Annotated in this window: 17 protein-coding genes; 8 read left to right on the top strand and 9 right to left on the bottom strand. The window is 68.3% G+C overall.

The features are described 5' to 3' along the window. From ACI3KU_RS04325 to ACI3KU_RS04290, 8 genes are read left to right on the top strand one after another with little or no spacing between them, the layout of a single operon-like run. Window positions 1-942: an ABC transporter permease gene (locus ACI3KU_RS04325; RefSeq protein ID WP_404921055.1), complete on the top strand. Its 942-nt coding sequence runs from the start codon at window positions 1-3 to the stop codon at window positions 940-942. Continuing rightward, window positions 939-2,822, top strand: a complete 1,884-nt coding sequence (locus tag ACI3KU_RS04320) for a dipeptide/oligopeptide/nickel ABC transporter permease/ATP-binding protein (protein ID WP_404921054.1) — start codon at window positions 939-941, stop codon at window positions 2,820-2,822. The genes ACI3KU_RS04325 and ACI3KU_RS04320 overlap by 4 nt, the downstream gene beginning before the upstream one ends. Further along, window positions 2,819-3,670, top strand: a complete 852-nt coding sequence (locus tag ACI3KU_RS04315) for an ATP-binding cassette domain-containing protein (RefSeq protein WP_404921053.1) — start codon at window positions 2,819-2,821, stop codon at window positions 3,668-3,670. The genes ACI3KU_RS04320 and ACI3KU_RS04315 overlap by 4 nt, the downstream gene beginning before the upstream one ends. Further along, complete coding sequence (locus ACI3KU_RS04310; protein ID WP_404921052.1) at window positions 3,667-6,072, top strand: glycoside hydrolase family 3 protein; 2,406 nt, start codon at window positions 3,667-3,669, stop codon at window positions 6,070-6,072. Before ACI3KU_RS04315 ends, ACI3KU_RS04310 begins: the two co-directional genes overlap by 4 nt. Next, window positions 6,069-7,199 carry a serine hydrolase domain-containing protein gene (locus tag ACI3KU_RS04305; protein WP_404921051.1) on the top strand — a complete coding sequence of 377 codons (1,131 nt, stop codon included), beginning with the start codon at window positions 6,069-6,071 and terminating at the stop codon, window positions 7,197-7,199. The genes ACI3KU_RS04310 and ACI3KU_RS04305 overlap by 4 nt, the downstream gene beginning before the upstream one ends. Window positions 7,200-7,227: 28 nt before the next feature. After that, window positions 7,228-8,742, top strand: a complete 1,515-nt coding sequence (locus tag ACI3KU_RS04300; RefSeq protein ID WP_404921050.1) for a family 43 glycosylhydrolase — start codon at window positions 7,228-7,230, stop codon at window positions 8,740-8,742. After that, window positions 8,739-11,528 carry a family 78 glycoside hydrolase catalytic domain gene (locus tag ACI3KU_RS04295; protein WP_404921049.1) on the top strand — a complete coding sequence of 930 codons (2,790 nt, stop codon included), beginning with the start codon at window positions 8,739-8,741 and terminating at the stop codon, window positions 11,526-11,528. Before ACI3KU_RS04300 ends, ACI3KU_RS04295 begins: the two co-directional genes overlap by 4 nt. 12 nt (window positions 11,529-11,540) lie before the next feature. Then, window positions 11,541-13,295: a DUF5605 domain-containing protein gene (locus ACI3KU_RS04290; protein ID WP_404921048.1), complete on the top strand. Its 1,755-nt coding sequence runs from the start codon at window positions 11,541-11,543 to the stop codon at window positions 13,293-13,295. 54 nt (window positions 13,296-13,349) lie between these two features. On the opposite strand, the gene ACI3KU_RS04285 is transcribed toward ACI3KU_RS04290, so the two are convergent. The 9 genes from ACI3KU_RS04285 to ACI3KU_RS04245 form a co-directional block, all read right to left on the bottom strand. Then, complete coding sequence (locus tag ACI3KU_RS04285) at window positions 13,350-15,437, bottom strand: beta-galactosidase (protein WP_404921047.1); 2,088 nt, start codon at window positions 15,435-15,437, stop codon at window positions 13,350-13,352. 30 nt (window positions 15,438-15,467) lie between these two features. Beyond that, a complete protein-coding gene (locus tag ACI3KU_RS04280; RefSeq protein WP_404921046.1) occupies window positions 15,468-16,364 on the bottom strand; it encodes a carbohydrate ABC transporter permease in 897 nt (298 codons plus the stop codon). After that, window positions 16,361-17,299, bottom strand: coding sequence for a carbohydrate ABC transporter permease (locus tag ACI3KU_RS04275; RefSeq protein ID WP_404921045.1), 939 nt, complete (start codon window positions 17,297-17,299; stop codon window positions 16,361-16,363). Before ACI3KU_RS04275 ends, ACI3KU_RS04280 begins: the two co-directional genes overlap by 4 nt. Then, entirely contained in the window at window positions 17,296-18,642 is a 1,347-nt protein-coding gene (locus ACI3KU_RS04270) for an ABC transporter substrate-binding protein (RefSeq protein ID WP_404921044.1), read from the bottom strand. The genes ACI3KU_RS04275 and ACI3KU_RS04270 overlap by 4 nt, the downstream gene beginning before the upstream one ends. A 62-nt stretch (window positions 18,643-18,704) precedes the next feature. Further along, window positions 18,705-19,739 carry a LacI family DNA-binding transcriptional regulator gene (locus tag ACI3KU_RS04265; protein ID WP_404921043.1) on the bottom strand — a complete coding sequence of 345 codons (1,035 nt, stop codon included), beginning with the start codon at window positions 19,737-19,739 and terminating at the stop codon, window positions 18,705-18,707. Window positions 19,740-20,199: 460 nt separating this feature from the next. Then, on the bottom strand, window positions 20,200-21,612 hold the full coding sequence (locus ACI3KU_RS04260; protein WP_404921042.1) for an MFS transporter: 1,413 nt from the start codon (window positions 21,610-21,612) through the stop codon (window positions 20,200-20,202). A gap of 30 nt (window positions 21,613-21,642) precedes the next feature. Beyond that, complete coding sequence (locus ACI3KU_RS04255) at window positions 21,643-22,041, bottom strand: Zn-ribbon domain-containing OB-fold protein (RefSeq protein WP_404921041.1); 399 nt, start codon at window positions 22,039-22,041, stop codon at window positions 21,643-21,645. Window positions 22,042-22,053: 12 nt separating this feature from the next. Next, on the bottom strand, window positions 22,054-23,214 hold the full coding sequence (locus ACI3KU_RS04250; protein ID WP_404921040.1) for a thiolase family protein: 1,161 nt from the start codon (window positions 23,212-23,214) through the stop codon (window positions 22,054-22,056). A gap of 2 nt (window positions 23,215-23,216) precedes the next feature. Further along, complete coding sequence (locus tag ACI3KU_RS04245) at window positions 23,217-24,074, bottom strand: crotonase/enoyl-CoA hydratase family protein (RefSeq protein ID WP_404921039.1); 858 nt, start codon at window positions 24,072-24,074, stop codon at window positions 23,217-23,219. Window positions 24,075-24,089: the final 15 nt, after the last annotated feature.

The following is a 24,089-nucleotide window of genomic DNA, read 5'->3' as shown; positions in this document are numbered from 1 at the left end:
ATGCTCATGTTCATCGTTCGCCGTGTGATTTCCGGCGTCGTCCTGCTCGTCGTCATCTCGATCGTGACGTTCGGACTCCTCTTCCTCGACAGCGCGAACATCGCGCGTCGCATCCTCGGCCAGAACGCCACGGCCGAGCTCGTCGCCCAGAAGTCGGCGGAGCTCGGGCTGGACCGCCCGCTCGTCGTGCAGTACTGGGACTGGCTGACCTCCGCTCTCACCGGAGACCTCGGTCGCTCGTGGTTCAACGGGCAGCTCGTCGCCGTCAGCCTCGGCGGCCGCCTGAGTGTCAGCCTGTCGCTGGTGATCGGCGCGACGATCATCTCGGCCGTGCTGGCCATCGTGCTCGGCGTGCTCGCCGCCCGACGCGGCGGCTGGGTCGACGCTCTCGTCCAGTTCATCTCGGTGGTCGGGTTCGCGATCCCCGGATTCCTGATCGCGCTGTACCTGGTGCTGATCTTCGCGATCAACCTGCATCTGTTCAAGGCCACCGGGTACATACCGATCACCCAGTCGTTCGCCGGTTGGCTGGCCTCGGTGACGCTGCCGATCATCGCTCTCTCGCTCGGCGCCATCGCCGCGGTGGCGCAGCAGATCCGCGGCTCCGTGACCGACGCGATGTCGCGCGACTACGTCCGCACCCTTCGCGCCCGCGGCCTGTCCTCGGGCAGCGTCGTGTACAAGCACGTGCTGCGCAATGCGGGAGGTCCGGCCCTCGCCGTCCTGGCCGTGCAGTTCATCGGCCTCCTCGGCGGCGCGGTGATCGTCGAGCAGGTGTTCGCCCTGCCGGGCATGGGCCAGCTCACCGTCTCGGCCACCACCCAGGGCGACATCCCTGTCGTCATGGGTGTCGTGATCGCGTTCGCCGTGATCGTGCTCATCGTGAACCTCGTCATCGACCTCGCGCAGGCCGCTCTCAACCCGAAGGTGCGACTCTCATGACCGCCATTGCCACGCCCCCGGCGGTGCCGACGCCCGCCGTCAAGACCTCGCTGCTGAGCCGGCTCGTGCGCCGTCCGGTCGCGCTCGTCTCGTTGATCTTCCTCGTCCTGGTCGCGGTGATCGCCATCATCGGCCGATGGATCGCGCCGTTCGACCCGAACCTCGCCTCGCTTGAGCTGGTGCTCGCAGCACCCAGCGCCGAGCACCCGCTGGGTGCCGACAGCGCGGGCCGCGACGTGCTCTCCCGGTTGCTGGCAGCCACGCAGATCACCCTCGCCGCAGCCATGGTCGCCGTGGTGACGGCCCTCCTCATCGGCGTGATCTCGGGGCTGATCGCCGGTTACTACCGGGGCCGGTTCGACGCGGTCGCATCGTGGGTCACATCGCTGGTGATGGCGCTTCCGGGTATGGTCGTGCTGCTGGCGGCCCGCACCGTCCTCGGCCCGAGCGTCTGGCTGGCGATGTTCATCTTCGGCATCCTCCTCGCTCCCGCGTACTTCCGCCTCGTGCATGCCGCCGTGACGGCCGTTCGCGGCGAGCTGTACGTCGATGCCGCTCGTGTGTCGGGCCTCTCCGACCTCCGCATCATCGGTCGCCACATCCTCTCGGTCGTGCGCGCACCGATCATCATCCAGTCGGCGATCATCACTGGCATCGCGATCGCGATCCAGTCGGGACTGGAGTTCCTGGGACTCGGCGACATGAGCGTCCCGACCTGGGGCAGCATGCTCAACGACGGCTTCGCCAACATCTACAAGCAGCCGCTCCTCATGGTGTGGCCCTCGCTCGCGATCGCCGTCACCTCGATCGCGCTGACGCTCCTGGCCAACGGCATGCGTGACGTGCTGGAGCGCACGACGGTCGTCCGCCGTCGTCGGCGTCGTGCGGTCACCACCGCCACCGGATCGATCGCCGCCGTCACCACGTCGATCAACCTCTCGGGTGGAGACGCCGATGCTCTCGAGGACTCGGCGGAGCTGCCGGTCATCGGCGAGACCATCGTGCATCCCGACGATGACCGCACCAGTGCCCTCGCGGGCGCTCCCATCCTGACCATCGACGACCTGCGGGTGGCGTATCAGCAGCCGCGGGGCGCCGACATCGAAGTGGTCCACGGTGTGTCCCTGCAGATCCGCCGGGGCGAGGTGCACGGCCTGATCGGAGAATCCGGATCGGGCAAGACGCAGACCGCGTTCGCCGTGCTCGGACTGCTCCCCCGTGGCGGACAGGTCACCGGCGGTTCGATCCTCCTCGAGGGCACGCAGCTGGCCGGTGCCTCCGAGCGGGCGTACTCCGGGATCCTCGGAACGCGGATCGGATACATCCCGCAGGAGCCGATGAGCAACCTGGACCCCTCGTTCACCATCGGCTATCAGCTGATCGAGCCGCTGCGCAAGCACCTCGGGCTCTCCAAGAAGGACGCCACCGACAAGGCGCTCGCACTGCTCGACCGGGTCGGCATCCCCAACCCGAAGCGCACGTTCGACGCGTATCCGTTCGAGGTCTCCGGAGGCATGGCGCAGCGCGTCCTCATCGCGGGTGCCGTGTCGACCGATCCCGATCTGATCATCGCGGACGAGCCGACCACCGCTCTCGACGTGACGGTGCAGGCGGAGGTGCTCGACCTGCTTCGAGACCTGCAGCGCGAGCGTCAGATGGCCATGCTGCTGGTCACGCACAACTTCGGCGTCGTCGCCGACCTGTGCGACCGCGTCACGGTGATGCAGCAGGGTCTGTTCGTCGAACAGGGTTCTGTCCGCACCATCCTGCGCACCCCGTCGCACCCGTACACGCAGTCGCTGCTCGACGCGATCCTCGACGAGGGGCCGGCCCGCGGGCCGCTGGTGAGCGCGACCACCACCGAAGGAGGCCGGTCATGACCACCCTGCTCGAGGTCTCCGACCTCAACGTCACCTACCCGGGCAAGGGCTTCCGGGCCCAGCCGTTCCATGCTCTCAAGGGCGTGTCGATCGACATCCGCCCCGGTGAGACCGTGGGTCTGGTGGGCGAGTCCGGTTCGGGCAAGACCACCCTGGGCCGGGCGGTCCTGGGCCTCGCACCCGTCACGGGAGGCTCGGTGAAGTTCGAGGGTCGCGAGATCGGCCACCTGAACCGCCGCGAGCGACGCGGACTCGCCAGCGACATCCAGGTGGTGTTCCAGGACCCGTACTCCTCGCTGAATCCGTCGATGACGATCGCTCAGATCCTCGCCGAACCGCTCACCGCGCGGGGGGTCACCTCCCGTGAGGCGCTCGCTCGCGTCTCCGACCTGCTCGATCGCGTGGGCCTGCCGGCGGATGCTGCCCGTCGCCTGCCCCGCGAGTTCTCCGGCGGGCAGCGCCAGCGCGTGGCGATCGCCCGCGCGCTGGCGCTGGATCCCAAGCTGATCGTGTGCGACGAGCCGGTATCGGCCCTCGACCTGTCGACCCAGGCTCGCGTGCTCGACCTGTTCATCGAGATCCAGGAGCGCACGGGCGTCGCCTACCTCTTCATCTCGCACGACCTCGCCGTCGTTCGCCACATCAGTCATCGCGTGGCGGTCATGTTCCGCGGCGAACTCGTGGAGACCGGGGATGGCGACCAGGTCACCTCCCGTCCGCAGCATCCCTACACACAGCGGCTGTTCCTGGCCGCACCCGTCCCCGACCCCGACGCGCAGCAGAAGCGGCGCACCGACCGTCGCGCTCTCATCGACGCGCAGACCGCCGCAGAAGGAAACGCAGCATGACCGCGACCACCGATCACCTCCGCCCGCTTCTGGAGAAGCTGACTCTGGAGCAGAAGGCAGCGCTCATCCAGGGCGCCGACTTCTGGACGACCACCCCGCTGCCGGAGATCGGTCTGCGTGCGCTCACGCTGTCAGACGGCCCCGCCGGCGTCCGCGGTCCGCGGTGGGATGAGCGCGAGCCGTCCCTCAACATGCCGTCGGGTTCAGCACTGGCCGCGTCCTGGGATGTCGACCTGGCTTATCGCTACGGCGCAGCCGCGGCGTCGGAGGCCCGCAGGAAGGGTGTCGATGTCGTCCTCGGCCCCACCATCAACCTGCATCGCTCGCCGCTCGGCGGACGCCACTTCGAGTGCCTGAGCGAGGATCCCGAGCTCACCGCCGAACTGGGTGCCGCCTACGTCCGAGGTCTGCAGGAGAACGGCGTAGCCGCCACACCGAAGCACTACGTGGCCAATGACTCGGAGACCGATCGGTTCACGGTGGACGTCGAAGTCGATGATCGGGCGCTGCGGGAGCTGTACCTCGCCCCGTTCGAGCGTGCGGTCGAGGCCGGCGCGTGGTCGATCATGAGCGCGTACAACTCGGTGGACGGCGTCACCATGACCGAGAACGAGCTGCTGGAAGACCCGCTGAACAGCGAGTGGGGCTTCGACGGTGTGGTCGTCAGCGACTGGACGGCCGTGCGCTCGCTCGATGCGATCGCCGCCGCCCAGGATCTCGCGATGCCCGGGCCCGCACCCGCATGGGCGGACCTTGTCGCCGCAGTCCGCGACGGACGAGTGCAGGAGTCAGACATCGATCGCAAGGTGCTGCGCATCCTGCTGCTCGCCGAGCGTGTCGGCGCACTCGAGGGCTCCGACGCCATCGTTCCGGCCCCGCTCGACGCCTCCGCATTCGCTCGGGAGGCTGCAATCGAGGGCACCGTGCTCCTGCAGAACTCGGGAGTTCTGCCGCTGGATCCCGCTGCGCTGACACGCATCGCCGTCATCGGACACAACGCGAAGGACGCCCGCACCCAGGGTGGCGGCTCCGCCACGGTGCTCCCCGAGAGCGTCGTCTCCCCGCTCGATGCGCTCTGCGAGTCGTTCGCATCCGCTGATGTCCGCTACGAGATCGGTGCCGTGGTGCAGGAGGGGGTCGCTGAGTTCCCGCTGGCTGCGATCACCAACCCCGTCACCGGTGAGCCCGGCCTCCGCGTCTCGTTCCTCGCTGCGGACGGCACCGAGCTGTTCACGGAGGATCGCCGCGCCACGGCACTGGTCTGGTTCGGTGGCGACGCTCCGATCGGTGCCAGCCGCACGATCGTCCTCGCCACGCGCTTCACGCCGACCGAGACCGGCGAGATCCAGCTCGGCTTCGCCGGTGCGAACCCCGGCCGTGTGTTCGTGGACGACAAGCTCGTGCTGGACGACGTCCCCGTGCTGGAGGGAACCGACCTGGGGGCCGCGTTCCTGAACCCGCCGTCGCTCACCGCCGCCGTCCGGGTCGAGGCCGGTCGTCCCGTGGACATCCGCGCCGAGTTCACTCGCGAGTCACGAGGTGGCATCGACGGCGCGCTCAGCGTGACGCTCGGCATCGCCCCCGAGCGCACGGACCCCGACCTCCTCATCGCGCGCGCCGCGGAAGCTGCACGCGCGGCCGAGGTGGCCGTCGTCGTCGTCGGGACGAACTCGGCCGTCGAATCCGAGGGCTACGACCGCGTCGATCTGGATCTACCCGGCCGCCAGGATGACCTGGTCCGTGCTGTCGCCGCCACCGGCACCCCCACGATCGTGGTGGTGAACGCCGGTTCTCCCGTCGTGCTGCCGTGGGCGTCGAGCGTCGCCGCGATCGTGCAGGGCTACTTCGGCGGGCAGGAGTTCGGTCACGCCGTCGCGGATGTGCTCACCGGTGCCGCCGAACCCGGCGGTCGACTGCCCACCACGTGGCCTGCGACCCTCGCCGACGTGCCGGTGAGCGATGTCACCCCGGTCGAGGGACGTCTCTACTACGACGAGGGCATCAACATCGGCTACCGCGCCTGGCTGAAGAACGCGGCGGAGCCGGCGTTCCCGTTCGGTCACGGTCTCGGCTACACGCAGTGGTCGTGGGATGCGGCCCACCGCACCGGCGACACCGTCGAGGTGACGGTGACCAACACCGGTGCCCGCACCGGCAAGCAGGTCGTTCAGGTGTATGCCGAGCGCACCGACTCCAGCGTCGATCGCCCGGTCCGCTGGCTGGTCGGCTTCGCCGTCGCCCAGGTGGCGGCCGGCGACACGGCGACGGTCACCATCCCCGTCCCCGCCCGCCGTCTCGCCCACTGGACCGGTGAGTGGGTCGTCGAGCCCGGCACGTATACCCTCGCCGTGGGCTCCTCGGTCGCCGAGCTTCCGCTGCGCGTCGAGTGGACGCAGGAGTGACTCACTCCGAGCTCACGGGTCTCCTCCAGGGGCGCGCCGACGATCGACTCTCCGATGTCGTCGCGCGCCTGGAGGGCTACCTCGCCCACGATGCCGACCTCTCCTTCCAGGTTGCGGCCTACCACGACGGTCACGTCGTCCTGGACGCCTGGGGCGGACCTCACCTGAGTGAGGACTCTGTCACGGTCCCGTTCTCGGTCACGAAGAACACCGTCGGGCTGTCGATCGGGCTGCTGGTCGAGCGGGGCGAGCTCGACCTCGACCAGCCGGTCGCGCACTACTGGCCGGAGTTCGCGGCGAAGGGCAAGGCCGCGGTCACCGTGCGTCAGCTGCTGTCGCACCAGGCGGGGCTTCCCCAGGCCACCCCGGCGCTGACCGCCGCGGAGCTGCTGGATCATCACGCCGCCGCCGAGCGCCTCGCCGCGAGTCGGCCGTTCTGGCATCCCGGCTCTGCCTTCGGATATCACGCGCTCACGATCGGGAATCTGGGCGACGAGCTGGTCTTCCGGGTGACCGGTCGGACGCTGCATGAGTTCTACGAGCAGGAGATCCGCGCTCCGTACGACATCGACTTCTTCCTCGGGCTGCCTGAGACACAGGAGCATCGACTGGTCACGCTGCTGCCGATGGTTCGTCCGGTGTCGGACACCACGGCGCCGTCGTTCTCCGCGCTCGGTCCGGTCGTCTTCGCCTCACCCGGCGGTGACGTGGACCTGGGGCGGAATCCGGAGAGCTGGCGGTACGGCCATCCCGCCACCTCGGGAACCGGAAGCGCGCGGGGCCTGGCGCGTCTGTTCGCGGTGACGGTGACGGGAGTCGAGGGAGCTGCTCCCCTGCTCGGCGCCGACACGACGCAGATCATCGGGCAGCAGCAGATCCGCGGCTACGACGAGGTGCTCCACCAACACGGCCGCGCGCACGCGATCGTCTTCCAGAAGCCGTCCCAGGCTCTGCCCTTCGGCGGGCCTCGCGCCTTCGGCCACGACGGTGCAATGGGCGCGTTCGCCTGTGTGGATCCCGACACCGCCCTGACATTCGCCTGGACCATCGCCCGCGGCCCGTGGCCCGGCGGTGCAGACCCGCGCGCCACGGCACTCGCCCGTGACCTCGGTCGCCTCCTGGCATGATTCATCTCCCGATGTGGAAAGCACTCTCATGACGACGCTGTACAACCCGCTGATCAACGGCTTCCACCCCGACCCGTCGGTGGTGCGCGTGGGGGACGAGTGGTTCCTGGCCACCTCGACGTTCGAGTACCTGCCCGGCATCCCGATCCACCGCTCCACCGACTTCGAGACCTGGGAGCTCATCGGCCACGTGGCCACTCGGCCCGGCCAGCTCGCGGTCGAGGAGGTTCCCACTGCGGGCGGTGCGTGGGCGCCGACCATCCGACACCGTGACGGCGTCTTCCACCTGGTCATCACCGATGCGATGGGGCGCGGCATGCTGCACTTCACCGCGACAGACGCTGCGGGCCCATGGAGCGACGGCGATCTGATCCTGAAGCAGGACGGCTCCGCCTCCCTCGACGGGATCGACCCGGACATCGCATGGGGAGACGATGGCACCGTCTACATCACCTTCTCCGGGCTGATCCTCTCGGGTGAGGGCGTCGGACAGCATCTCGGGATCCAGCAGGTGCGCGTCGATCTGGACACCCATCGCGCTCTCGAAGAGCCGCGCTCGCTGTGGTCAGGAACCGGCGGGCAGTTCCCCGAGGCACCGCACCTGTACGCCGTGAACGGCCGGTGGTATCTGATGATCGCCGAGGGCGGCACCGAGCGCGGCCACGGCATCTCCATCGCACGCGGCGACGCCCCGGACGGCCCGTTCGAAACCGCGCCCCAGAACCCGCTGGTCTCCGCCCGATCGACCATCCGTCCGATCCAGAACACCGGCCACGGTGACCTCGTGGTCGGCCCGGATGACGAGTGGCTGTGCGTCCTGCTCGGGGTGCGACCCCGCAGCATGACCCGCGCCTTCTCGGCGCTCGGTCGCGAGAGCTTCGTCACGACCGTGCGCTGGGAGGACGACGGCTGGCCGGCGATCGATCCAGTCCTGCTGAACGCGCGTCCCGGCACTCGCGTCGACATCGACTTCGCGGAGACCCGGACGCTCGACGGCGAGTGGATCGCCGTACGCGCCACTCCCGTATCGCTCACGGACCTGGACGCGCGGGCGGACGCCGTGGTGCTGCATGGCGACGGCCGCACGCTCGACCACCCCCGACCGGTCTTCCTCGGCCGACGGCAGGAGCACCTGACCAACGACGTCACCGTCCGCATCGATGCGGGTGCGGGCGTCGGTGGACTCGCGGTGCGCTACGACGAGCGCTTCCATGTGGAGGTGGAAGTGGGCGGCGACCGCGTGACAGCCCGTGCTGTGGTGGCCGATCTCGTGCAGGAGTGGTCGGTTCCCGCCGGGGATGGAGTCATCGATCTGCACATCGCCTCACGCAAGCCGGAGGCGAGTGCGGGCTTCCCCCGCACCAGCGACGTGTTCCACCTGGGCGCGACGATCGCCGGCGAGTGGGTCGAGATCGCGCAGGTCGACGGGCGCTTCCTGTCCTCGGAGACCGCCGAATCATTCACCGGCCGGGTCATCGGCGTCTACGCCGTGACGGGCGATGTCGCGCTGCTGTCCTGGCACGCGGAAGGAGACGACGATTGAACGCCGCAGCACGCATCTCCCGGCTGAAGGCCGAACTGCGCGATGACACCGCGGTGGTCGCGACCGCGACCCCCCGGCTGAGCTGGACCGTGTCGTCGGACCAACCGGGTTGGCTGCAGGCCTCCGCGGAGCTCTCCGACGGCGATTGCACGATCGTCATCGATGGGCGCGACAGCGTGCTGGTGGCGTGGCCCTTCCGCCCGCTCGTCGCCGGAGAGATCCGGCCCGTCCGCGTGCGCGCGACCGCTGACTCGGGTACGCAGACCGACTGGAGCTCACCGCTGCCAATCGAAGCCGGATTCCTCGCTGAGGGCGAGTGGGTCGCCGAGCCGATCGGGCTCGCGGACCCCCCTCGGGAGGCGCAGCCCGCCGAAGTGCGCACGACCTTCGCCGTCGAGCGTCCCGTCACCCGCGCGGTGCTGTTCTGGACCGCACTGGGCATCGCCGAGCCGACCGTCAACGGCGCGGCGGTGTCGTCCGATGTGCTGGCCCCCGGGTGGACGGCGTATCGCGATCGGCTGGTGCACGAGAGCGTCGATGTCACCGCGCTGATTCGTGAGGGTGTGAACGAGCTCGCTGCGACCATTGCGGGCGCGTGGTACACCGAGAAGTACGGGTTCTTCACCTTCACGAACCGCTTGTACGGAACGCAGCCGTCGTTCCTCGCGCAGTTGCGTGTGACGTACCCGGACGGCACGACCGAGACGCTTGCCGCCACGGGTGCCGACTGGGAGGCAGCGGGAGACGGACCGGTGGTCGACAGCGGCATCTACGCCGGCGAGCATCAGGATCTCCGACGCGCACCGTCGTCGTGGGCTCCGGTTCGCGTCGGAGCAGCGGCCCTGCCCGGATTCGAGAACGTCCCGGTGCCCGAAGCCCGCATCGCTCCCCCGGTGCGTCGCATCGAGGCGCTTCCCGTCGCCGACGTCATCACGACTCCCGATGGCCGGACCATCCTCGATTTCGGTCAGAACCTGGTGGGGCGCCTGCGGATCCGCGCGCGTGGAGCGGCCGGGACGCGCGTGGTCGTCCGCCATGCCGAGGTACTGGAAGACGGCGAGCTGGCGCTGCGTCCCCTCCGAAATGCGGCGGCCACCGCCACGTTCGACCTGTCCGGTGACGAGGACGTGCTCGAGTCGCGGTTCTCGTTCTACGGCTTCCGCTACGCGGAGATCTCCGGGCTCGATGTGTCACCCGCCGATGTCGAGGCGGTGGTGCTGCACACCGACATGACCCGGTCGGGATGGTTCGAGAGCTCGGATCCGCTCGTCAACCGGCTGCACGAGAACGTCGTGTGGGGCATGCGCGGCAACTTCCTCTCGATCCCGACCGACTGCCCGCAGCGCGACGAACGGCTGGGCTGGACCGGAGACATCCAGGTCTTCGCGCCGACGGCGAGCTTCCTCTACGACTGCAATGCCTTCCTCACCTCGTGGCTGCGTGACCTCACGCACGAACAGGCTCGCGAGGGTGGATCGGTTCCCGTGGTGATTCCGGCGGCCCTTCCAGGTTTCGCCGACGCCGGCGGGGCAGCCCCCGCAGCCTGGGGGGATGCCGCCACCGTCGTGCCGACCGTGCTGCACGACCGGTTCGGCGACCTGTCGGTGCTCGCCGCGCAGTATCCGAGCATGCGGGACTGGGTCGATACGGTTCTTCGCGACGCGGATGACCGGGGACTCTGGGCGGGACGCATGCAGCTGGGCGACTGGCTCGACCCGGATGCACCCGCCGATCAGCCCGGTGCGGCGAAGGTCGACTCCGATATCGTCGCCTCGGCTTATCTCGCACGCTCGCTCCGGCAGGTGTCGCAGGCAGCGGCACTGCTCGGTCATGACGCGGATGCCACGCATTACGCGGAGCTGTCCGAGCGTTCCCGTGCGGCGTTCGTCGCCGAGTACGTCACGCCGGCTGGTCGCATGATGAGCGATGCGGTCACCGCCTATGCGCTGGCCCTCGAGTTCGATCTGGTGACGGATGCTGCGCAGCGCGCGGCTCTCGGCGAACGGCTGGCAGCCCTGGTCCGAGAAAGCGGCTACCGCATCGCCACCGGCTTCGTCGGCACGCCGCTCGTCACCGATGCACTCACCTCCGCGGGACACCTCGCGGCGGCGGAGCGACTGCTGCTGCAGACCGAGTGCCCGTCCTGGCTGTACCCCGTCACGCAGGGTGCCACCACTGTGTGGGAGCGTTGGGATTCGCTGCTGCCGGATGGGTCGGTCAATCCGGGTGAGATGACCTCGTTCAATCACTACGCGCTCGGAGCCGTCGCCGATTGGCTGCACCGCTCGGTCGCCGGTCTCGCGCCTGCGGCGCCCGGGTATCGTCGGCTGCGGATCGCCCCGCGGCCGCTGGCAGCCCTCACGCACGCCCGGGCTCGCCACGAGACGCCGTATGGGACGGCGTCGGTGGCGTGGGTGCGGGAGGGTGACGAGATCGTCGTGACCGCCGTGGTGCCCGCCAACACGACCGCAGAGGTTTCCGTGCCGGGGGCACCCGCCGAAGTCGCCGCTGGCACGCACGAGTGGCGCTACCGCGCGGAGTCGGCACCCGTCCTTCCGCCGTTGCCGGGTCTGGCAGCGTCGCTCGCGGACGTGATTGACGACCCGCGCGCGTACCGTGCGCTGCTGGACACGCTGGCCACCATCGATCCGGGCCGCGCCGAGTCGGTCCGTGCCGGCACCGTGTGGGGAGCGGGACGACCGCTGTCCACCGCCCTCATGTTCACCCCGCCCGAGGTGCTCTCCCGCGTCGATGACGCGATCCGTGCCGCCACTGCCATCGCCTGAGAAGGAGATTCCATGTTCGATCGCCGTTCCACCTTCGGAGAAGCCCTCGACAACCCCGCAGCACGCGCCGTTCTCGAACGGCTGATGCCGGGCTTCGCCGCCTCCCCCATGGCCGTGCAGTTCCGCGATGGACGCCTGGGTTCCCTCATCGCCCTCGTGCCGGCGCTGGAGACGGAGGAGGCGCGCGCGCAGCTGTGGGCGGAGCTGGCCGAGATCGATGACGATGTAGTGCGGCCCCCGTACGCACCCGCTGTCGATCCGGATCCGGCGTATGAGTCGGAGGATGTCGCCCGGGCCTCAGCCACCGTGACGCTGCCGCACGACGTCACGCTGTGGGCTCCGCTGGAGATCCGCCTCGCGGGCCCCTCCCACGGCAATCCGTTCGTGGACGTTGAACTCGACGCCGTGTTCACGCGCGGCGGTGCCGAGATCCGTGTGGGTGGGTTCTACGACGGGGACGGCACCTACGTGATCCGCGCGCTGGCCGACGCGGTGGGCGAGTGGAGCTTCATCACGCGATCGACGGCGCGCTCTCTGGACGGACTGACGGGAACGGTGACGGTGGGTGCTGCCGCCGAGGGAGCCCACGGCCCCGTCCGCGTGGACGGGTTCCACTTCCGGCACGCGGATGGCACCCGGCATCGTCCCCTCGGCACGACGGCGTACGCGTGGACGCACCAGCCGGACGAGCTGCAGGCGCAGACTCTGAGCACGCTCGCCGAGGCGCCGTTCACGAAGATCCGCATGTGCGTGTTCCCGAAGTCGTACCTGTACAACGCGAATGAGCCGGCCGACTTCCCCTTCGTCGGATCGCTTGCGGACGGCTTCGATCTGGAGCGCTTCGATCCCGCGCACTTCCGCCGCCTGGAGCAGCGCATCCTAGACCTGGCCGAGCTCGGCATCGAGGCCGATCTGATCCTCTTCCACGCGTACGATCGCTGGGGATTCGCCGACCTCGGCCCCGCCGTGGACGATCGCTATCTGCGCTACATCGTGCGCCGACTGTCCGGTTTCGCGAACGTGTGGTGGTCGATGGCCAATGAGTACGACCTGCTGTGGGCGAAGGACACCGAGGACTGGGAGCGGCTGGCCGCGATCGTCGGTGCCGAGGACCCCTTCGGCCACCTGAACTCGATCCACAACTGCCGTCCGTTCTACGACTATTCGGCGCCGTGGATCACTCATGTCAGCGTGCAGCGCGTGGACGTCTACCGCACGGCCGAGAACACCGACGAGTGGCGCGAGCGCTGGGGCAAGCCGGTCGTGATCGACGAGTGCGCCTACGAGGGCGACATCGATCAGGGCTGGGGCAACATCACCGGCGAGGAGATGGTGCGGCGGTTCTGGGAGGGCGCGGTGCGCGGCGGCTACGTCGGCCACGGCGAGACCTACCTGCCCTCCGCGCTGGGTCTTGACGACGAGGTGCTGTGGTGGTCGAAGGGTGGAGTCCTGCACGGCACCTCCCCCGATCGCATCGGCTTCCTGGAGCAGCTGCTGGCAGAGGCGCCGGAGGGTGTCTGGGATCCGCTCCCCGGAGACTGGGATGTGCCCTGGGGCGGTGTCGCCGGCCAGGTGAAGGTCGGCTACTTCGGCTTCAACCGTCCCCGCTTCCGCAACGTCATGCTCGATTCGGGCGACTGGGTGATCGACGTCATCGACACCTGGAGCATGACCGTCGACCGGCTGCCCGGCACCTTCGCGGCCGGGTCCGCACGGATCGAGCTGCCCGGTCGGCAGTTCATGGCGGTTCGTCTCACTCGCGTGTGAGACCCACGAACGCGGCGGCGCATCACTCGATGCGCCGCCGCGTTCGTGGTGATGTCAGCGCGAGGCGAACACCCGCACATCCCACGCGCCGAGTTCCACCTCGGCGCCCGCGGGGAAGTCCTCGCCGCTCAGCACGTCCTGTGCCGCGGCAGGAAGCGTGTAGCTGCTCGCCTCCCACGACCAGTTGTGCACCACGTGGATCTGCTCACCCGCCGCGTTGACGGCGTTCTGCACCGACTGCGAGTCGTGATCGGGGCGCCATCCCGCCTCGCCGGCTCCCACTCGCACGGCCCATTCGGCGATCGCAGCCGCGAGCGCACGGTCGGGAACAGTGCCGACGTAGGTGACGCGTCCCGCGCCGTGCTGGCGTGTGGTGATGGCGGGCCAGCGTCCGAAGTGCGGGTGCACGTACGTTGCAAGAGTCTCGGCGTCCTCGACCTGCAGCCCGTCGACCCATAGCGTCGCGTGTGCGTCGGCGGGGACGTCGAACCCCTCCGCACCGGCGAGCGGCAGCGGCGTCGTCAGGTTGGAGAACTCGTCGTACCAGACCCCTGCGGCCTCGTCGAGCAGCGCAGGCTTGCGCTCCAGACGAGCCCGCGCCTGCTCGTCCTCGTACCCGGTCCGCACACCCACAACGAGGTGCCCGCCCGCCGCCGCGTACTCGCGCAGCCACACCAGATCCGCGTCCGTCGCGATCGTGAAGGCGGCGGCGATCAGCACCGGAACCTCTGCCGCATACGCCGCGGGGTCGATCGCGCGCAGCTGTGCGGGATGGACAGCCCGACCCTGCAGACCGGCCTCGAACACTCCGCGGGTGAAGGCATCACGTACGGTCTGGAACGCGCGTCGATCCGGCTCACCGTCGCGCGCGAGGGAGGGATGCTCCGCCTGCGCCCACTTGCTGTCGGTGTCGAACAGGATCGCGATGTCCGCCGCCGGCGTGAGCCTGGTGACACGGTTTCCGGCCGTCGCGAACTCCGCGCCCAGCCGCGCGATCTCCCGGTACACCCGCCCGGGCTGCTGGCTGTGCGGCAGCACGCCGCCCCAGTAAGTCTCGGCACCGGCGTGGAGCGTGTGGAAGTGCCAGTACTCGATCATCGTGGCGCCGCGTGACACCAGCGCCCACGCGGCCTGCCGCCACTGTCCGTCGAAGGCCGGCTCATTGAACCAGGGCATGCCGATGGCCTGCGCGTTCGTCTCGGTGACCAGGAACGGTGCCTGCTTCGTGCCGTACATCCGATCGGCGGAGTTGATCAGCGCCCAGACGCCCGTGCTGGTCCAGTACTGCGCAGCGTCGTCGGTGCTGGGCAGTTCGAAGGCATCCTGCATCCGGTAGTACGGATTGCCCGCAGTGATGTCGAGGTTGCGGGTCAGCTGCACCTCGTCCGCGGTCTCGCGATCGTAGGAGATGCAGGTCGTGACGAACTGATCCTCCCGGGCGTACTCGCGCACGATGTCGGCCTGCCAGGAGATGAAGCTGCTGGTGATCTCGCCCTGGAACTGACGCCAGGCCAGCGAGTACTGCGGCTGCGCGTTGCCGTCAGGACGCCAGAGGTCGGCCCAGTCCGCCAACCGGTGCGACCAGTACGTCAGGCCCCACGCCTCGTTCAGCGCGTCGACGGTGCCGTACTCGCGACGCAGCGCATCGACGAACCGCTGGAACACCTGATCGTTGGCGAACGGCACCATGCCCGGCTCGTTGTCCACCTGGTATCCGATCACCGCAGGGTGGTCGGCGTAGCGCGCGATGATGCGTCGGATCACGCGCTCCGCGTGGAACAGGAACGCGGGGTGGGCGTAATCGATCTCCTGACGTGCGCCCCATCCCATGCGCTGACCCGTACGACGCTCCACGTTGATCTCCGGAAGCTGGCGCACCAGCCACAGCGGCGCCGCGTAGGTCGGCGTGCCCAGGATGACGCGGATGCCGTGGGCCTGGGCGGCATCGAGCACCGGCGCGAGCCATTCCAGATCGAACACGCCGTCATCCGGCTCCCACGTGGACCACACCGACTCACCCACGCGGATGACGGTGAATCCGGCCTCCTTCATCAGCCGCATGTCCTCCTCGAGCCGCGGCGTCGGAAGGTATTCGTGGTAGTAAGCGGCGCCGAAGAGCACGGACTCGTCGAGGTGGGACATGAAGTTCCTTTCGGGGGTGGTCATGGCGGATCAGCCCTTCACAGCGCCGGCCGTGAGGCCTTCGAGAAGCTGCTTGCGCAGCAGGATGAACACCAGGATGGTGGGGATGGAGGCGAGCACGGCACCCGCCAGAACGAGGTCGTAGGAGCGGTTCTCCGAGGCGAACAGGATGTTCAGTCCAAGCGGGACGGTGTACTGCTCGGCATCCGAGACCAGCACCAGCGGCCACATGAAGCTGTTGTAGCTCTGCAGGAAGCTCCACACCGCGAGCGCACCGAGCGAGGGACGCAGCAACGGCAGTACGACGCGGAGGAACGTGCCGAACTCGCTGCAGCCGTCGATGCGGGCGGCCTCGATGATGTCGTCTGGCACGGCCTGCACGATGAACTGCTGCATCATGAAGATGCCGAACGCCGGTGCCACCCAGGGGACGATGAGCGAGAACCAGGGATTGGCCAGCCCGCTCTTGACCACGAGGATGAACAGCGGCACGAGGATCACCGCGAACGGCACCGACAGGGAGCTGAACATCACGGCGAACAGCACCCGCCGGCCGCGGAAGCGGAACTTCGCGAACCCGTAGCCGGCGAGCGCGCAGACGAACACCGAGACGATCGTCGCGATGAGCGCAGTGCCGACGCTCATTCCGAACCACGCCAAGAACGGCTGCGTGGAGAGGAGATTGACATAGTTCTCGAACGTCACCGGATCCGGGATGAGCGTGGGCGGCACGGCGAAGATGTCGCCGCGCTGCTTCAGAGATCCGCTCACGGCCCACACCAGTGGTGCGATGAACACCAGCAGCAGCGCGATCAGCGTCGCATAGAGCAGCACGCGTCGTGTGGTTCGTGCGCCCGTGGGTCGGCGTCGGTTCACTGGCGACGCCGCGGGCGCCGTCGCGGGTCGTTCGACGGTGAGTGCGGTCATGATTCCCTCCCGATGCCGAGCAGGCGGTTGAGCCCCTGGCTGACGATGAACACCACGGCGAACAGCACCACGCCGGCTGCCGCCGCATAGCCGAACTGCTGCCGTTCGAAGGCGGCGCGGTAGATGAACATCGCGACGCTGAGGGTCGCCTCCCCCGGTCCTCCCTTGGTGAGCAGATAGGGCTCGTCGAACAGCTGCGCCGCGCTGATGAACGACGTGACAATGACGAACGCCGTCACCGGGCGGATCGACGGAAGGGTCACGGTGACGAAGGAGCGCACCGGCCCTGCGCCGTCGAGGGCGGCTGCCTCATACAGCTCCTGCGGCACGTTCTGCAGTGCCGCCAGGAAGAAGATCGTGAGGTAGCCGACCGTGCGCCACAGCAGCACGAAGCCGATGGCACCCTTCGCCAGGGTCGGATCCCCCAGCCAATCCACGTTCGGAACACCGATCAGGGCGTGCAGGGTGGCGTTGAGGAGGCCGTAGTCGCGATCAAAGATCAGGCTGTAGATCAGGGCGATCACGATCGGCGAGAGCACCATCGGCACGAAGAACGCGACACGGAACAGGTCACGCAGCTTAAGCCCGCGGGCGTTGAGGGCCTGGGCCACGAGGAGTGCGACCGGAACCACGATCAGCACGGCGATGAGCGTGTAGATCGCGGAGTTCACCAGGGCGTTGCCGAAGCTGGTGTCGTGCGCGAGGTCGACGTAGTTCTGCACGCCGATCCAGTTGGGCACACCCAACCCGACCCATTCGGTGAGGCTGAGCACGATCGCCGCGCCGATCGGGATGATCATGAACAGCCCGTACAGCACGTAGAACGGGGCGATGAACAGGTACGGCGCCGCACCGCCGCGGATGCGTCCGCCGCGCGGGCGTTTCCCGCGCAGTCGGGGAACAGTGTTGGTCTCGGTGTAGGTGATGGCACTCATCCGCGGGCCTGCCCTCGGTAGTCGGCTGCCGCGTCGCGCAGCGCCTGAGCCGGGGAGACCTGCCCCTTGTATGCGCGCAGGAGGTGCCCGGACAGCACGGTGGTCATGATCGAGCTGTTGGCGCTCTGATGGACTTCGGGCACGTCGTCCACGATGTCCTTATAGGTCTCGAAGAGGCGCTGGCCTCCGAAGTACTCGTCTTCCAACGCGGCCAGTTCCGCGGACTCGAACACCGAACGCCGTGTGGGCAGGTAGCCCATCGCCTTGTAGCGGGCGATCTGCTGCTCTGGTTCCAGGTAGGCGGTGGTGACGAGCGCGATGCCAGCGTCCGTTGCCGTCTTGTCGCGGAGCGTGCCGAATCCGGTGCCGCCGCCGACAGCCGTGCGTCCGCCGCCACCCTCGAATCGCGGGAGCGGCGCGATGCGCCACATTCCCGACTGCTCGGGGACGTTCGGCTTGATTCCGTAGCTGGCGTACCACGACGGCATGTTGACGCCGAGGATCTTGCCGGATTTGAGTCCACTCTGAACGCTCGGGCCGTACATGTCCGCCACGGTGGCGATCGCACCAGACTGCACGCCCTGTGCGACGAATGTCAGGGCGTCTTCGGCCTCCGGCGTCTCGAGCGTGGCGTTGCCGTCCGCGTCGAAGAGGTCGCCGCCGCGCTGGAGCAAGTGGATGTGCCAGTTCTGCACCGTGCCGCCGGGGTCGCTCGTCGCGACCGCGCTGAGGGCGACGCCCTCCTTCTCCGCGATGCGTGCGCCCACCCGACCGAACTCCTCCCAGGTGCCGAAGTCGGTGCTCAGCCCCAGCCGCTTGTACTCGTCGGCCCGGTGGTAGAGCACGGTAAGCGGAGTGTCGGAGTCGAGGGCATACACCCTGCCGTCCTTGCTGAACGGGGTGAGGCGCGCGGTGATGAGATCGTCCGCGATCGGGGCGATCGCGTCGCTGTAGTCGGCGAGCAGCTCTGGGGCGATGTCGCCACGGAGCATCCGCGCGAACGCTCCGATCTCCAGTCCCACGACATCCGGCGTGCCGGTGCCGGCGACGGCCTGCGCGATGAGTTTGGTAACGATGTCGGACGCGCCGGCCTTCGTGATGTCCAGGCGGTAGCGGAACGGCGAGTTCGCCTCCGCGAGCGGAACCGCGTCGGTGAAGAAGGCGATGTAGCCGTCGTCGTGCGTCCAGAACGACAGGTCGATGTCGCCCGATGTAGTCGGTCGGGTGTTGGCGGGCGCGCAGCCGGCGAGGCTCGGGCCCAGCAGCGCGGCGCCACCGCCGATGGCGAAAAGGCGGAGAACGTCCCTGCGTGTCAGTCCTGGTGGATGAGGGGATCTGGTCATGCGAAAATCCTGACTACGTTGTCATACTGCGGGACGCCGACGTCTCCGGGGTGGGGAGAGCGTCAGCGAGTGGAGGGGCTGCGGCTCGACTCGCGGATGACGAGGTGAGCGCGGAGGGTGCGGTGCGCACTCTCGGGCGCATGCCCGTCGAGAGCACGAAGCAGCCGGTGCATTCCGATCCGGGATGTCTCGGCGAAGTCCTGGCGGACGGTGGTGAGGGGAACAGGAAGGTAGGCGGACACATCGATGTCGTCGAAGCCGACGACGGCGACGTCCTCGGGGACACGAAGACCGGCGGCCTGGATCGCGGACATCGCACCGATCGCCATCTGATCGTTGGCGACGAACACGGCGGTGCACAGGCCGGACTCGAGAATCACGGCCATCGCGGCGTATCCGCCGGCGGGGGTCCAGTCCCCCTCAACCGGCTCGGTGATCGGGGCGCCCTCATCGGCGAGCGCCCGCTGCCACCCCTCGCGGCGGCGCTGGCTGGAGAGCCAGTTCATCGGGCCGGAGATGTGGTGCACGGTGGCGTGCCCCTGGACCAGGAGGTGTTCGGTCGCGTCACGCGAACTCGCCTCCTCATCCGCACCGATGACGAGCTCGCGCGGACTGCTGGTCACGGGAGCCATCCCGAACGTGAGCACCTCGATGCCGTCGGGAATGCTGAGCGGCCCGCGACCGAAGTCCACTGGCTCCGAGATGACGATGGCCTCGGCCCCTTGCCCCGCGAGCGCGTCGATCGCGGCCTGGATGTCGGCTCCCTCACCCGGGTCGGTGCGCATGATGCTCAGCGCATAGCCCGCCCCGCGAGCGACAGACTCGACACCGGCCAGCACGGAGGTGGGGCCGTAGAACCCGGTGCCGCCCAGGGCGACGACGCCGATCCGCCTGGTCCGCTGGGTGACGAGGGCGCGAGCCGCTTCGTTCGGACGGAACCCGACCCGGTCGATCACATCGAGCACCCGCTCGCGGACGCTGTCGGTCACGTACGGTTCATCGTTGATGACTCGGGAGACGGTCTTCTGGGAGACGCCGGCGATACGCGCGACGTCCGTCATGGATACGCGCCGGGTGCGGGGAGCCGCTTCGCTCACAGCCTCTCCTCTCTGAATGGGCGTGGCTATCGTATGGGGATTCTGACTACGTAGTCAAGGAGTATTTGCAGGTACGCGCGGAGAAGGGCTCGCACATATCGGTCTGCCACACATCGCCCACAGCGAGCCCACGAATCGGGCCACGAGGATGAGGTCGATCACACAGATCGCGCCGGACGCGTCGAATCCATGACGGCCCGCAGCTTCGGCAACGTCAGCCTCAACAGCTTTCACGGTGGCGTCTTTCGCGTGGACCTGCGCACACGAACACCATATGAACGAGCCCACCGTGTCAGCCGGGGTGCCCAGGGAACGCACGTCACGCCAACGACACGTCGACGGGTGTCCTACCCCCTGAGCAAGGCCACGAATCCCAGAAGCAGCGCCTCGTGCAGAGCATGCACGAGGCGCTGCCTCGGTCGACCGAGCTGGGCTGCGATGCTCGGGGTCGTGGAGGGTGTCAGTTGTTGATCTCGAGCAGCGACCGGTCCTTTGTCCGCACGCCGAGACGGATGAGGACAGCCGCGACGATCAGCAGCGCGATCATCGTGATGCCGGCGGCGACAGCGCCCGCATTGATCAAGATCGGGAGGATCACGAACGGCGCGACGGCGCCGCCCAGGTGACCGAGACCGTCGCAGATCGAGGCGGCCGTGCCGCGGGCAGTCGTCGGGAAGACTTCGGCCGTGTAGGTGTACGCCGGAGTCGCCATGTACGCGATGCCCATCGTCGCCAGGAGCGAGCCGATCGTCGCCGCGATGTCGCCCCACCCGGCGATGATCAGCGCGACACCGAGCGCGAAGATGATCGTCCCCTGGATGATCATGGTGCGGCGCTCGAGCTTCTCGATGAGCGCGACCACGACGAATCCGATGATCAGCGGAGCAACCCGCGTCAGCACCGTCACGAAAAGGGCGTTGGAGGTCTCGACGCCTACCCCGGCGAGAAGAAGCGGCAGATAGCTGGCGAATCCGTACATCGCGACGTAGAAGACGAACCAGAAGCCGAGCACGATGAGCAGCCGCTGGATGAGCGGCGGACGAAGGAGCTGACGCAGCGGGCTCTCAACCTCGACGTCAACGTCAGGTTTGTCCGCCACACGCAGGATTTCCGTGTCCTCCGCGGGGTCGAGGCCGGCGTTGCGCTCCATCTTGCGGACGATCGCCGTCGCTTCCTGGACCCTGCCCTGTTCGACCAGCCATCGCGGCGACTCCATGAGGTCGCGACTGTTGATGAACGGCAGGATCAGCAGCACCAGACCACCGAACGCCATGAGGACGCGCCATCCGTGCTCGGGCATCGCGGCCAGCACCGGGAGGGATGCGAAGCCGATCACGAGATTCAGGATTCCGCCGATGACATAGAGGAAGGCGAGGTACTTGCCCCGGCGGTTCTTCGGCGCCATCTCACCGATGTAGGCCGAGCAGAGGGCGAGAACTGCTCCCATGCCGCCCCCCGTCAGGAATCGGAAGAACGACAGGGAAGCCGCGTCCCATGCCAGCGCGGTCAGCGCACCACCGGTCCCGAGCAGGAGGATGGTCAGGAAGAGACCGATCCGACGGCCCTTGCGGTCGGAGATGTGCCCGAAGATGTAGGCACCGACCGCGTACCCGGCGAGGTTCAAAGCAACCGGCCAGGCCAGATCTCCGGGCTGGAGACCGATACCGGCCATCATCGACGGGATCGACACGGCGAAGACGCCGATGTCGTAGTTCGCGAAGAAGAAGGCCAGCATGAGGGCGATCCATGCGCCGCGGGTGAGGCCGACGCGCGGCATCCTGTCGATCGTCTCCTCGACCGTCAGGAGCCCCACCGGCCCACCACTCGTTGCCGGTGGGCCGGCGGGCGACTGCGTGATCTTGTCAGACATCATTGTCCTTTCGTAGTCAACTGCTTCGTACGGTCAGTCGGATTTGGTGAAGTACGGAATGACCTCGTCGTGCTCTCCGTCGCCGGAGCGCTCGAATCCCACGACGACAGCGGCGCCGTCGAGCGATTCGTCGGCGGCGAACCCACGGATCTCGGTCCACCACCAGGGGCCTTCGTCGAGCTGCACGATGCCGACGACGCTCTGCTGCGTGGTCCCGTCGGGAAGGCGAGTGTGCGGGATCGACCAGGAGACGACCGTCCCGTTCCCGGACGCTGCGACGTGTTCGAAGCGGGGCCGGTCGAAGGCGGTGTCGGTGCGAGGATCGAGCAGATCCCCGGTCAGCGTGTCGCGGATGAGCAGGAACTCGCCCTGCGCGGTGCCGTCGAAGAAGGTCGCGGTGGCGGCGTCCCGCCGCACAGGCATGATCGCCATGTCTGGTTCCTTTCAGACCGTGCCGAGCACGAGGGTCGCGTGATGATCGAGGGTGCCGCCGTTGCCGGAAACGAGGACGCGGTCGTGTTTCGCGACCTGCCGCTCGCCGCCCTGTCCACGCGCCTGGATCACGCCCTCGGACAGCGGGGTCATTCCCCAGAGGTAGTAGGAGGACAGCTCGCCGCCGCCGGTGTTGACCTTGAGGCGACCGTTGATGCCGAGCATGCCGGGCTCGGCGAGCGCCGCTCCACCCTCGCCCTTCGGCACGAAACCGTAGTCCTCGAGGGTGACGAGGGCGGTGTACGTGTAGCAGTCGTAGACCTCGACCACGTCGATCTCGTCGAGCGTCGTATCGGCCATGCGCAGGGCCGCGGGGCCAGAACGCGCAGCGCCGGTGACCAATCCGAAGTCATCGTTGCGAACGCCGGTGCGGCCGGGATGCGTCTGCGCCCAGCCGAGGATCTCGACCGGCGGCTGCGCGAGCGATCGGGCGCGATCGAGGGACGTGATGATCAGCGCGATGGCGCCATTGGAGACGAGGCAGCAATCGAGCAGGTGAAAGGGCTCCGAGATCCAGCGCGAATCGTGGTAGTCGTCGAGCGTGATCGGAGTCCTCAGCTGGGCGAGCGGGTTGAGCGTCGCCCACTCGCGCTGCGCCACCGCGATCGCTCCGAAGTGGTCGTTCGTCGTGCCGTACTTCTGCATGTGCCGGCGAGCAGCCAGCGCATAGTAGGTGTTCGCGCTGTAGATGCCGCTTGACGCCAGCATGCCCTGCCAGCCGGAGTAGCCGGCGGCTGCCGACTTGTAGGCGGCGCCCGCGCCACGGTCGGCCTGGAGGGGGTCGTCGGCCCACACGATCGCGATCGTCTGAGCCATGCCCGCGTCGATCGCCATGGCCGCGTACTGCACCATCTGCGCAGCCGTCGACCCATAGCCCTGCATGTACGTGAGGACGGTGAGGTCTGTGAGCCCCAGCGCACCCTGCAGGTTCAGCCCCACCCCGGGGTTGATCCCGCTGGACATGATCAGGCCGTCCAGATCGCTCAGCTGCAGCCCGGCATCGGCGACGGCATTGCGCACGGCGATCGAGGCGAACTCGGTGGCGGTGTATCCGTAGACCTTGCCGAGCTCGCTCATTCCGAGGCCGGCGATGGCGGTGCGTGTCGTCGTCATCGTCACTTCCCCTGCCACTTCGGCGCGCGCTTCTCGGCGAACGCGAGCATCCCCTCGCGGGCGTCCGCGCTGGCCATGAGCACGGCTCCCTCACGCCCTGTGCGCTCCCAGTCGCCCGCCTCTGCGGGAACCGCGCCATCGGTGATTCCCTTTGCGATGCGCTTGCTCACCTGCACGGCGAGCGGTGCGTTCTGAAGGATCTCATCGGCCAGCGCGAACGCGGCCTCGAGCAGGTCATCCCGGGGAACAACGCGGTTGACGAGACCGAGCTCATATGCCCGCTGCGCCGAGATCGGTCTGCCGGTCAGCACCGCCTCCATCGCGATCTTGTCGGGGATCGCGCGCGGCAGGCGGAATGCTCCACCCGCTCCGGCGAAGATGCCGCGCTTGACCTCTGGCAGCCCGAAGTTCGCGGTATCCGCGGCGATGGCAAGGTCGCTCGCGAGCGTGATCTCGGTACCGCCGCCCAGCGCGAATCCGTTGACGGCGGCAATCGTGGGCTTGGAGATGTGATGGGTCACGTATCCGGCGAATCCCCAGCGGCGCAGGCGCTCGTCGCCCGCGTCGGTGAGCTCGCCCGCGGCCGCCGCCTTGAGGTCGGCGCCGGCGCAGAAGGCCTTGTCACCGGCACCGGTGATGATGACGGCCCAGACATCGGACTGTTCTTCGGCGAAGTCGAGCGCCTCGCCGACGCCGACCATCACCGAGCGGTTGACAGCGTTGCGCGCCTCGGGCCGGTTGATCGTGACGAGGAGGACGTGTCCGCGCTGCTCGGCGAGGACCGCGCCCTCACCTCCGATCTCGACGACGGTCGCCGGCAGGTCGATGGTCGTTGTGTGTTCCGTGGTGGAGATGGTCATTTCTTCCCTTTTCGG

This window comes from Microbacterium sp. ZW T5_56 (assembly GCF_044987425.1).
In the GTDB taxonomy this organism is placed as follows: Bacteria; Actinomycetota; Actinomycetes; order Actinomycetales; family Microbacteriaceae; genus Microbacterium.
This window is presented reverse-complemented; position numbering and strand designations above follow the sequence as displayed.

What these genes read in the sequence shown, in the direction of transcription:
- ACI3KU_RS04325 (WP_404921055.1), top strand. Translation starts at nt 1, where the DNA reads ATGCTCATGTTCATCGTTCGCCGTGTGATTTCCGGCGTCGTCCTGCTC.
- ACI3KU_RS04320 (WP_404921054.1), top strand. Translation starts at nt 939, where the DNA reads ATGACCGCCATTGCCACGCCCCCGGCGGTGCCGACGCCCGCCGTCAAG.
- ACI3KU_RS04315 (WP_404921053.1), top strand. Translation starts at nt 2,819, where the DNA reads ATGACCACCCTGCTCGAGGTCTCCGACCTCAACGTCACCTACCCGGGC.
- ACI3KU_RS04310 (WP_404921052.1), top strand. Translation starts at nt 3,667, where the DNA reads ATGACCGCGACCACCGATCACCTCCGCCCGCTTCTGGAGAAGCTGACT.
- ACI3KU_RS04300 (WP_404921050.1), top strand. Translation starts at nt 7,228, where the DNA reads ATGACGACGCTGTACAACCCGCTGATCAACGGCTTCCACCCCGACCCG.
- ACI3KU_RS04290 (WP_404921048.1), top strand. Translation starts at nt 11,541, where the DNA reads ATGTTCGATCGCCGTTCCACCTTCGGAGAAGCCCTCGACAACCCCGCA.
- ACI3KU_RS04285 (WP_404921047.1), bottom strand. Translation starts at nt 15,437, where the DNA reads ATGTCCCACCTCGACGAGTCCGTGCTCTTCGGCGCCGCTTACTACCAC.
- ACI3KU_RS04280 (WP_404921046.1), bottom strand. Translation starts at nt 16,364, where the DNA reads ATGACCGCACTCACCGTCGAACGACCCGCGACGGCGCCCGCGGCGTCG.
- ACI3KU_RS04275 (WP_404921045.1), bottom strand. Translation starts at nt 17,299, where the DNA reads ATGAGTGCCATCACCTACACCGAGACCAACACTGTTCCCCGACTGCGC.
- ACI3KU_RS04270 (WP_404921044.1), bottom strand. Translation starts at nt 18,642, where the DNA reads ATGACCAGATCCCCTCATCCACCAGGACTGACACGCAGGGACGTTCTC.
- ACI3KU_RS04260 (WP_404921042.1), bottom strand. Translation starts at nt 21,612, where the DNA reads ATGATGTCTGACAAGATCACGCAGTCGCCCGCCGGCCCACCGGCAACG.
- ACI3KU_RS04255 (WP_404921041.1), bottom strand. Translation starts at nt 22,041, where the DNA reads ATGGCGATCATGCCTGTGCGGCGGGACGCCGCCACCGCGACCTTCTTC.
- ACI3KU_RS04250 (WP_404921040.1), bottom strand. Translation starts at nt 23,214, where the DNA reads ATGACGACGACACGCACCGCCATCGCCGGCCTCGGAATGAGCGAGCTC.
- ACI3KU_RS04245 (WP_404921039.1), bottom strand. Translation starts at nt 24,074, where the DNA reads ATGACCATCTCCACCACGGAACACACAACGACCATCGACCTGCCGGCG.